This window comes from Candidatus Hydrogenedentota bacterium (genome assembly GCA_035416745.1).
Taxonomy (GTDB): Bacteria; Hydrogenedentota; Hydrogenedentia; order Hydrogenedentales; family SLHB01; genus UBA2224.
Genome location: DAOLNV010000142.1, coordinates 1 through 8,607, shown reverse-complemented (window position 1 = coordinate 8,607; position 8,607 = coordinate 1). Strand labels below are relative to the sequence as shown.

At 61.1% G+C, this 8,607-nt stretch carries 6 protein-coding genes; 4 read left to right on the top strand and 2 right to left on the bottom strand.

The genetic code is table 11. From position 1 onward, the window contains the following. From PLJ71_22000 to cfa, 3 genes are all read left to right on the top strand, one after another. Nucleotides 1–765 (top strand): uroporphyrinogen decarboxylase family protein (locus PLJ71_22000; GenBank protein HQM51362.1); only part of this gene is annotated, 765 nt, incomplete at its 5' end. 203 nt (nucleotides 766–968) lie between these two features. Continuing rightward, entirely contained in the window at nucleotides 969–3,098 is a 2,130-nt protein-coding gene (locus PLJ71_21995; protein ID HQM51361.1) for a beta-galactosidase trimerization domain-containing protein, read from the top strand. A gap of 216 nt (nucleotides 3,099–3,314) precedes the next feature. After that, complete coding sequence (gene cfa / locus PLJ71_21990) at nucleotides 3,315–4,463, top strand: cyclopropane fatty acyl phospholipid synthase (protein HQM51360.1); 1,149 nt, start codon at nucleotides 3,315–3,317, stop codon at nucleotides 4,461–4,463. A 102-nt stretch (nucleotides 4,464–4,565) separates the two neighbouring features. On the opposite strand, the gene PLJ71_21985 is transcribed toward cfa, so the two are convergent. Continuing rightward, the gene (locus PLJ71_21985; GenBank protein ID HQM51359.1) at nucleotides 4,566–5,045 is read right to left on the bottom strand and encodes a hypothetical protein; all 480 of its coding nucleotides are present in this window, start codon (nucleotides 5,043–5,045) and stop codon (nucleotides 4,566–4,568) included. 271 nt (nucleotides 5,046–5,316) lie between these two features. On the opposite strand from PLJ71_21985, the gene PLJ71_21980 reads away from it, so the two are divergent. Then, entirely contained in the window at nucleotides 5,317–6,828 is a 1,512-nt protein-coding gene (locus PLJ71_21980) for a hypothetical protein (protein ID HQM51358.1), read from the top strand. Nucleotides 6,829–7,176: 348 nt separating this feature from the next. Here PLJ71_21980 and PLJ71_21975 read toward each other — a convergent pair whose 3' ends face one another. Beyond that, on the bottom strand, nucleotides 7,177–8,499 hold the full coding sequence (locus PLJ71_21975; GenBank protein HQM51357.1) for an MFS transporter: 1,323 nt from the start codon (nucleotides 8,497–8,499) through the stop codon (nucleotides 7,177–7,179). Nucleotides 8,500–8,607: the final 108 nt, after the last annotated feature.

Sequence of the window (8,607 nt, the reverse complement as noted above, 5' to 3'; positions counted from 1 at the left end):
GAAACCCGCGGCCCGATTGCGTCCTGGGAGGATTTCGAGAAGTATCCCTGGCCCGAGCCAGCGAAGGCGGAGCTCTGGCCCTACGAGTACGCTGCGGCGCATCTTCCCGAAGGCATGGGCCTTCTGGTATGCCCTACAAGCGGATTCCTCGAAATCCCGCTCGACACGCTGTTGGGGTATCAGAACCTATGTTACCTCGTTTATGAACAGCCTGACCTGGTCCGGGCGGTGTTTCAACGGGTGGGAGAAATCATCTGCGCGATGTACGAACGTCTCCTGGGCTTGCCGAACCTCTACGGCTTCTTCCAGGGCGATGACATGGGTTTCAAGACGGGCACGCTGGTGTCGCCAAGCCATCTGAGAGAGTATGTGCTGCCATGGCATAAGAAGCTGGCCGCACTCGCGCATCAGCACGGGCTTGTTTACCTCCTGCACTCGTGCGGCAACCTGGATGCCATCGCGCCGGACCTCGTTGACGATGTCGGGATCGACGCGAGGCACTCTTTTGAAGACGAAGGCAACTCCGTTATCGATTTCAAGCGGCGTTATGGCAACCGCGTGGCCGTCCTGGGGGGCGTGGATGTGGACAAGCTGGCCCGGCTGCCGGAACCGGCGCTTCGGGCCCACGTGCGCACAATAATCGATGCCTGTATGCCGGGAGGCCGGTTTGCTCTCGGTTCGGGCAACACCGTGTGCAACTACGTGCCCCTGAAGAATTATTTTGCTATGGTCGAGGAGGCGCTGAATTACGCGGGCGGCGCATGAGACGATGGGTTTCGCGCGGGATTCCTCATAGTCAGCACGAAACTCCAGTACGAAGACCGTAGACCAGATGTAACGGCGGCGAGTCGCGGCAACTGCCTTTGGGCTTGTGCGGACCGGCTTCGGACGGCCCGGATGTCCGGCAAAAGGAAAAGAAAGTGTTTCTGGCACGCAGAGATATCTTGCGAATAGGAGCTTTGGGAGCCATGGGACTTGCAGCAAGGGGTACACCAGCCGAACGGGGGGCAGCTGCCCGGGCGGCGCACGCAGCCGTATCTCCTCACGAATGGTTGAACAGACGGCAGCGCATCTACTGGTACGACCAGTATGCCTTGAACGACCAGGAGACGGCGTTCGCGAACTACGATCCCGACCGGATCGCGGCGGAACTGGCGGCCACGGGCGCGGACATCGTCGCGGTGTACGCCGCCAATCAGTTCAGCGTAGCCTACTATCCGAGCGCGATCTGGCCCATGCACCCGAACCTGAAAGGCCGCGACTACTTTGGCGAAGTGTCGTCGCGCCTGCAGGCCCAGGGGCAGAAAGTCATCGGGTATATCAACTGGCTGGAATCCCGCCACCCGGAATGGTATGTGGTCCCAATGGGCGGGAAACCGGAGACCGAGTACCCGCTGGCGTCTTGGGCCGCTCCGGACAATCCGGACTGGCGCGTCCAGCGGGTGCCGGGCGGCTCGTGGCGTTTTGCGTGCATCAATTCCCCCCGGCGGGCGCAGGTAGTCGCGGTAGCGCGCGAAATCATCGAGCGGTATCATCCCGACGGGTTTCACCTCGACATGTTCTTCAACAGCGGGGTGTGCGTGTGCGGCTACTGCCGTCCTGCGCTCGAGAAAATCTGCGGTACGAAAGAGATCACGCAAGAGGCCATCAGCGCCAACTGGCGGGAGTTCATTGACTGGCGAAGCGAATGCAGCGCGTCACTTATTGGCGAGGTATCGGCCGTGCTGCGCGAGCACGGCGTTTTCGCCGCCCACAACGGCCAGAACCCCGTCTGGTTGCCGCCCATTTACGGGTTCGATGAGAACTGGCTGCCTCACCTGGACCTCTATGTGTCGGAGATCTTCTTTGATCTGCACGCGTCAGACCTGACGATGCGTTGGCATCGGGCGATCGGGAAACCGTCGTGCGAACTGCTGACCTCTTCATCGCCGAACCACGCTCATCTGTCCGTGCCGCTGACCGCATGGCAGATCAGCGCAGCGAGCGCGAAGGCCAACGGCTGCAACGTGCTCGGCCCTTGTTGCGTGGGCGCCTATCCGGACACCACCAGCTCCAAGCGCCTGCTCGAGACGGTCCGGAAAGGGCTGGATTTCTTCATGGAGGACGCGGACCTGCACGCGGACTCTGAGCCCGCGGCCAAGGTGGCGCTGGTGTTCTCTTGGGCCACGCGAAGGTATTTCCGCGAAGGGCGGATGGACTGGTCGCAGGAACTCGACGGATGGTCCCGGGTACTCATCGAGGAGCACATTCCCTTCGAAATCGTGGTGGCCGAGAAGGTCAGCTCCGCGGAGGATTTGAAGGCGTACGACCTGCTTATACTGCCGAATACGGCGTTCGTGAGCGACACATTTTGCGCGGCCGTGGACGCGTATGCGCGCGCGGGCGGCCACGTGCTGGCCACGGGTGAGATGTCGCTGGGAGACGAGAGGGGCTTTCCCCGCCCCGACTTTGCTCTGGCGAAACTGTTCGGTCTGACCCGCAAGGGAATGGTCGAAGGCCCCTTTGCGATGGAAGGCCCGGTCGAGCCCGAACCGGCATCAGGCGTGTTTCAGCAGGTAGTTGCGTCGGGTGAAGTGCTGGCGCGCCATATCGCCACGGACCCCGCCGGGTCCGTGGCGGGATATATGGATCCCTTCCCTATGAAGCCCACGCAATGGCCGGTGGCCGTAACGAAGAAGTCGGGCAAAGGACATGTCTTGTACGTGGCGTTCGGATTGGGCCGCTATTACGCGCTGCATAACCTCACCCATGCCCGCGACCGCATGGCAGACTATATAGACCAGCTCCTGCCGCAGCGGCAAGTGATTGTGGAGGCCCCGAGAACTCTCGAGGTCACGGTGTGGCGCCAGAACACGCCCGAACGAACCATCATCCACCTGGCCAATCGGACCCATTCGGCACACGACATGCCCCGCGTACACGAGATTCCCGCCTTGCGCGAGATCAGGGTCGAGTTGGAGAGCCCCTGCCCCGCTCCACGAGTGACGTGCAGGGGCGCTGCGGCAACCGTGATGCTCGAGAAGAAAAGGCTCATCGTGCGTATCGACAGGCTGGAGGTCTATGCTGCGGTTGTGGTCGAGCCGGCCGAGAAGGCGTAGCGCGGCTCTTGCGCATCCAAGCCGGCAGCGAGTGCGAGATGGGGGCGCGCGGGTCCCATCACTCGGCTGAAGCATTAGCGCGAGCGTTGCTGACGTGCCGCAGCGCGGCACACCCCGGAAGCATGATATAGTAGATGCCTGACGCCGCGGGCGGAGAAGAGAAGGCAGCTTGGGGTTCGGTGCGGTTCTGCCTTGGATGGGGCGGCGCATCAAGCCATGGTCAAACAGAGACAGGAACAGACCACCGCTTTCGACACTTCGGAGGCGCGGGCAGTAGCGAGTCTCCTGGCGCGGGCGGATATCCGCATTTGCGGCGACCGTCCCTGGGATATCCAGATACATGACGGGCGCACATTTGGCAGGGTTTTGAGCCGGGGTTCGCTGGGCTTGGGCGAATCGTACATGGAGGGCTGGTGGGATTGCGGCGCGCTTGACGAATTCTTTCACCGCGTTCTTTCGGGAGAGATTCATCGGGGTCTGTGGAACTGGCCCCTCCTTCTGGGATTCATTAAGGCCTGTTTGTTTAATCGCCAGCGGAGATCGCGCGCCTTTGTGATAGGCGAACGGCACTATGACATCGGAAATGAACTCTACAAGGCCATGCTCGACCGGCGCCTCGTGTATTCGTGCGGGTACTGGAAATGCGCGTCGACCCTGGATGACGCTCAAGAACACAAGCTCGAAATGATCTGCAGGAAGATCGGGTTGCAACCGGGGATGCGGCTCCTGGACATCGGCTGCGGTTGGGGCTCTTTCGTAAAATATGCCGCGGAGAAGTACCGCATCGAGGCCGTCGGAACAACCGTGTCAAAGGAACAGTTTGCGCTGGCGAAAGAGCTGTGCGACGGACTGCCCATCGAACTCTGCCTGAGCGACTATAGAGATCTCAATGGGCGTTTCGACCGGATTGTGTCATTGGGCATGATCGAACATGTGGGATACAAGAATTACCGGGGCTACATGAAGATCGTTCACCGCTGCCTCGCTGACCACGGTTTGTTCCTGCTTCAGACAATCGGCACCTTGCGCAGCACCACTTCGACCGACCCCTGGATCGAGAAGTACATATTCCCCAACTCGATGCTTCCATCCATAAAGCAGTTGGCAAAGGCCACGGAGGGCCTTTTCGTGACGGAGGATATCCACAATTTCGGCGCGGATTACGACAAGACACTGATGGCATGGTGGCGCAATTTCAACGAGCATTGGGCTGACTTCGAAAAAGACTACGGCGAACGGTTTTGCCGGATGTGGAAATACTATCTCCTGAGTTGCGCGGGATCGTTCCGAGCGCGGTGGAATCAACTGTGGCAGATTGTCTATTCGAAGCAAGGTGTGCCCGGAGGATACGCCGCCGTCCGCTAGTTGTGCTTCGGGCAGCACAAGAAGGTCCATGGAGACCCCGAACTCACGCCCGTCTGCGGCGTTGCTGCGGAGTTCTTCACCGGCCGGCGGCGAACACCCGCGTCAAATGGCGTTGCCCGTTTTCCCCAGGAAGACCACGTAGTTCTTGCCGTATTTCTTCGCGCATTTCGGGCACGTCGTATACCACATATACCATTTCTTAATGGTTTGGTCTTTGCTCTTGGCAAAAAGCTCGAAGTCTTTGCACCATTTGCCCGTGTCTTTGTAAGGACCTTCGTAGACCTTGCACAGGAATTTGCCGCTGAGCGTGACGTTTTGCGCGTCGGGAATCGCTTTGTCTACGGCAAGATAGACGTCCATGTTCCACTTCGAGGTGTGGTCAGACAGGCATAGCCGGTCGGGCATAGTGGCGCCGGCATTCCGCACCTGCCTGTCCAGCGCCCTCATGACTTTGCCGAAGCCGAATGGCATGTACAGGAATGTGAAAACACGGTCCTTGATGAACTTCTTGTCGTTCCACTCGACGATTTTGCCATCCCACGGCGCCGGCTCAAACTCTGGACAACAGATATCCTCTTGCATGGCACCACCCTCCTGCGAGCGAGTCAGCCTTAATCCTAGTCGCGTCGGCTCGTGGCGTCAATAGGAGGGGTCCAAAGCGAAAGAAATCCTCGTAGACTATGGGTATCGGGCTGAAAAACTCGGATCTGAGCAACTGCACATGCGAAACGCTCAATCTGGACGGCATATGGCATGTAAGAATAGGATCATGAAGGGGTATTGACGCCCTGCCCCGGCCATTGGGTGCGGTTCGCCACGGCCCCAAAGGAAAATTGCGCGAGGGACTGACATCATGGCTATGACACGACGCGATTTCGTCAAGACGGCGGCTATAGGAGCAGCAGGGATAGCCGCCACGGCAAAGACAGGGGCGGCCCAGACCCCGGCCATTGCTCCGGCCGCTGGAGGGGCCGGGTACGATTACCGTATCGCCTTCGGCGCGTGGATCAACGATATGCGGCTCGAGCCGCTGCCGCTCGAGAATTGGCCCGCGCCCCAGATGGACGATGAGACCGTTCGCAGTACAATTGCGGCGCTCGAGCTTCAGAGCCGGTCGGGATACACGCATCTCGACGCGTGGGGCTTCTTTGTCACGCACGGCTGGCCGCTGAACCTTGGCGCCGGCATCGATGAGACCCGCAAGCGGAACGTTCGAAAGATTATCGACGCCGCCCACGAACGGGGCATGAAGATCATCTATGGGATGGGGACGTACAGTTGGGGTTACGAGGAAATCATCAAGAACGACCCTTCCCTGGCGGCCAGGCTTCCCGACGGCACACCGTTGCAGACGGCCATGTGCGACGCCAACCCCAAGTCCTTCGAGTGGGTGAGCCGCATCCTTGATTTCGTGCTGACGGAATTTGACATGGATGGCGTGCACCTCGAGTCGTTCGATCAGGGCGGTTGTTGCTGCACGCAATGCGCGGGCGGACCCGAGGGCGTGGTAGGCTACCATTGCCGCATCAACACCAAGACGGCCGACTATATCCGCAGCAAGTGGCCGGACAAGCTCATCAACGTCATACCCATCGGCTGGGTCGGTCCCAAGCAGCGCTTCACGGCGGAGCACAAAGCGATGATCATCGAGATGAGCCGCCACATCGACGGATTCTACGACCAGGGATGGAAGGGCACGTACGTGGCCGACGACGAAAGGGCACAGTTCGTCAGAGACCTGCACTGCGCGTACGGCACGTCAGGCGCGTTGTGGCTGTACCCGTCGCACCGTTTCGACCGCACGTCCTACTTCCTGCCCTACACCAAGCGGCAGGGCGCGGGGATCAAGAAGCATTTCGAACAGGGCGCGCGCGGATGCATGTACTACCAGGGTCCGGCGAACAATCCGGGCGTCGAAGTGAACGTTGCTTTTGGCGGGCGCATTCTAAAGGAGCCTGGCCGCGAGTTGCGCGACGTGCTGGCCGAAACCCTCGGCGAACTTTATCGTCCAAAGAACGCCGCCGCGCTCGACAAGCTCGCCGACATCTTCGAGCGTGCCGAGGATGCCTATTTCGGTCAATGGGTGATGGACGATCACTTTGACACGGCCATCGGCGGACCCCCCGGAGAATTTTATATGGACGGCCTGTTCGGGACGTCTCCTGGTCCGGCGGCTTTTATGTCCGCCGAGCATTACCTGAACGCCGCGGGCCGGGCCGGGTACAAAGAGGGCCTTGAAGCCGTCCTGCGCGATTTCCTGTCGATCGAAGGCGAGTTCAAAGACGCCGCGCGGGTGGCGGCGCTCAAACGCTCGATCATCGTGTCGCTGACGATTCTGAATACCATTATCTCCTGCAAGGGGTGAGGTTTCGAACAGAGCCCCGGCGCCGTTGCCGAAGCGCTATGGTCGAGTCTTGGCGGGCCGCCGGAGCTGGACGCCTGGTTCGAGCGTATCGTGGCAGTCTTGTCGGGCAAATACGGCGCGGCAGCTGTGCGGGAAGGCCGTACCGCTCACTGGCGGAAATGAACCCCTCACGCGACGGGCATCTTCTTTCACGGCGGTAAAACACGCCGCGCCACCCAGCACTCCTGCCCGGACCCGCCTCCGGAAACCGAAGCGCCCCCCGGTCTGCGCGGTACGGCGCAATACAGGAACCTGGCGCAAAACCGAACGCCGGGTTCGGCCCCCATACCTACGATGCGGCTTCGTCGATCACTCCGGCAAAGGTTTGCCCTTTGTTTCCGGCGCGAACGGCAGCACGGCGATGCCGAGCACGAAGGCCGACGAGATCGCAAGAGCAGCTTTCTGAATGCCGATGGCCGCGCTCAGTTGGCCAAAGAACGCCGGCGACGGGGCCGAAAGGTACCGCGCGACGTTGTAGCAGAACCCCGTTCCCGTGGCGCGCAAGCGCGTGGGGAACAGCTCGGGGAAGTACACCGTGAACCCGCCCAGCAACAGCAGCAGGACGAAACCCATGCCAAAGAAGAACACCAAGGCCATATGGTACGTATTGGCGAAGAAGAAGGTGGCCGGAATCTCGACGGCGCACCCCAGCAGGGCGATGAGGAAGGCCGGGCGCCGCCCGATTCGCCGCGCCAACCACCCGAATGCCAGCGCGCCGAACATGCCGCCGAAGTTCTGCAGCATTCCGGCGTAACTGACGCGTCGCTCAATAAGGCCCGGGTCCAGGTTCTGCGCGCTGAGGGTAGCCCGCAACAGTTCGGGCGTCCACGTGCTGATGCCCCAGAACCCGATTACGCCCACCGCTGCAAGTGCGACGCCCACCAGGGTGTTCCGGCGCACCGTCGGCTCGGTGAACAAGGCCACGATCGACCCCACCTGCCGGCGTTCGCCCTTCGCTTTGGCCTCGCGTGCGCGAGCGCGCGCCGCCTGCCAGGCCTCGGGCTCGCGGACGAACGCAAAAATCACCACCACAAGCAGCGCCGGCAGAATGCCAATCGCAAACACCCAGCGCCAAGCCTGCTCGACGGGCAGGTAGGACGTCATAATAAGGTTGATGACGCCCGCGGCCACGTTGCCCAGTGTCGAAGACGCCTGAACAACGCTCAGGGCGGTGCTTCGCGCATGCGCCGGGAACGATTCCGCCACAAGCGCCGCCCCCGCCGCGAACTCGCCGCCGACGCCCAGGCCGGTCAGGAACCGGAAGAGCGCAAACTGCCACCAGTTCTGCGACAGGCCGCTGAGCCCCGTAAACAGGGCGTACACCAGGATCGTGAGAGCCATGGTGCGGGTCCGGCCCAGCCGGTCGCCCACCATTCCAAAGATCAGCCCGCCCGTCGCCCAGCCGAGGATCAGGCATGTTTGCGCATAGCCGATGTATGTGCTCACCTCGGAATTGGGCACGGTAAGCGGAAGCAGGTCGCGCAGGGCATGCTGCTTCACAAAGACGTACAGCCACTGGTCCATCGTGTCGAACGACCAGCCAAAGCAAGCCACGGCCAATACCAAGTAGTGATAACCGGTAAGGCCCTGGTACCAAGGCTGCCGCTCCGTGAGGTCAACACTTTGTGTCATGATATCCCCCTTCAGCCCCCGCGACGCCCAGAGAAAAAACATCCGCACCGCGCGACTACTGGTCACAAGTATAGGAAGTCTAAACCATGCGCGGGGGCGGAAACAACC